This window comes from Leuconostoc sp. (genome assembly GCF_965300815.1).
Genome location: NZ_CBDKZH010000165.1, coordinates 1 through 2,061, shown reverse-complemented (window position 1 = coordinate 2,061; position 2,061 = coordinate 1). Strand labels below are relative to the sequence as shown.

Genomic DNA, 2,061 nt, shown 5'->3' with positions numbered 1-2,061 from the left:
AATAATGGTGCAATCAATAATATTAGCCATAATTTGGCCATGTGATGTGTGATACGTTTCAATTTTTTCTCCTAATTACCAAACAATTTTTGCAGGAAGGATTTTTTCGGATCGCCGGTCGCTGATGCCGTTGCCCGGACTTTATCATAGCTAAAGTGGTCATAACTATCAGATGTCATGTAATTTTCCAGCGATGCAAAAGCATGTGGCGAATAAATCACAATGTCCCAGCCCAGTTGATGAAACATATTATAAGCAACAACATCTTCAAATGTGATTTCACCCATGGACTCTTGATGTACCACAGCGAGTAATGGCACTTCCTTTGGGTAATCCACTTCAAGACTCATTTCTAATAACTCTTTTGGTAGGTCTAACAAAACTGATAAAACGGTTTGCTGATTTTCAGTCGTCTGAGGGACACTAAATGGCCAGTCATTGAGTAATGCCACAATGGCTTCAGCAATTTTATCTTGTAGTAATTTGTTCAGCACTTGATAGGCCCAGGCATCCGATTGTTGCACCGTTTGTGGCGTCAAGTTGGCCATAATTGTATCAAAGTCTGCTGATGAAATACGCCAATCACTTGCGGTCATGTGTCGTGTTACCAACGCCTGCAGCCCTGTGGTATCGCGAATACTGTCGAGGTGTTGCCAATATGGCTTTTCATTCGTTGGCAAACCATCAACCTTAGCAAAAACCGTTGGGATCGTGATGGTTTCCTGCGTATCATCTTGTTCAAATCCCGTCCGAATCATGGCTGGCATCTCGAGTAAAATATTGAGTTCAGCCAAGGTCGTTTCAATCCGCGCAACATCCATCTGATAAGCTTTTGTAGCAAAATCGCCTTGTAGCAGTGCACTATTATTTGAGGCTTCAAGTAGCTCATCTTGTGCCTGCCGCGCCAATGTTTTAACTGTTTTCTTGCCCATTATCTGTTACCTTCACATCATTAACGGCTGCTTTAAAATCAGTCATCATTTTGGCCATTTGTTCACGTGACGCTTCACGCTTTTTAGCATTCTCTTGTTCAATCGTTTTCGTTTCTTGAACGGCATTGAGGATTGTGGTGACAATGCTTTGCATGTCTTCAACAGAAACGGTTGGTTGCCCACTTGATTCCAAAATGAATTTATTATTAACGGCCAAACGTTCCGCGTTTTTCTTCATCAAATCAGCGGTCGCTTGCTTCTGCGCATTCAAACCTTGTTGCGCATAATTACCCTGTAATGCCGTCACGGCTTGTACCAAGCCAGTTTGCAAAGCCGGAATCGTATTAATAAATGCTGCGTGATATTGCTGAATTAAATTCAGATTATTATCTTGCGTTTGCTTGATTTGCGGTGCTGTAATCGTGGCCATTGCTTTCGCTTGCTCCAAATCAAACGCGCGTTTATCCAACACCTCGGCGACTTGTTGCAGTTTTGGCAAAGCAATTTGTGCTTCTTCATCCCCAGCCTGTGCCGCTAATAACGTGTTTTGCACGGTCATAGCTTGGCGGTTACGCAAAATGTAAATCAGGGCAATATACTGATCCAAATTCTTAGCATAGGCCGCATTGGCACTAGCGAGTTGATCCATATCGTCAACACGTTTTTGAATCGTGTTTTCATAAGTTTTCAGCGCCACAAATAGTGTATTGACCTCGCTGCCAATTGATTGGTACTTGGCAACGCGTGCTTTGAGCGTGGCTTCAGCGCGACGGAACAAGGCCTTTAATCCACGTTCTTGGTCTAACTTCAATTCTTTAAACTCAATTTGCTTGGTTAACTTGACCAACGCGTCTAAAACTTTCGTCGACCCAATCGTATCAGCAACCGTCAGTTTATCCAGCAGCTGACCAGCAATTCCAGACATTTTGTCAGCTGGCTCTTTCCCTAAATCATATAAAGCAACTGTGTCCGTTAAATCGATACTGTCAGCGATCTTAATCACTTCAGGATCAGCCATCAATTCTTTGGCACGCGTTGATTGTGGTTCAAATTGATTGTAATGTGGTTCAACAGTTGGTGTATCAACTGAAAACAAGTTTGACATGCAGGTACGTCCTTTGTGCATTTT

At 42.7% G+C, this 2,061-nt stretch carries 2 protein-coding genes; both read right to left on the bottom strand.

Features of this window, described 5'->3' with window-relative positions:
* Positions 1–71: 71 nt before the first annotated feature.
* The gene (locus tag ACW12G_RS07695) at positions 72–932 is read right to left on the bottom strand and encodes a YceG family protein (protein WP_278364480.1); all 861 of its coding nucleotides are present in this window, start codon (positions 930–932) and stop codon (positions 72–74) included.
* Positions 913–2,037 (bottom strand): toxic anion resistance protein, encoded by a 1,125-nt coding sequence (locus tag ACW12G_RS07690; protein WP_029509411.1) that lies wholly within the window; start codon positions 2,035–2,037, stop codon positions 913–915. The genes ACW12G_RS07695 and ACW12G_RS07690 overlap by 20 nt, the downstream gene beginning before the upstream one ends.
* Positions 2,038–2,061 lie beyond the last annotated feature (24 nt).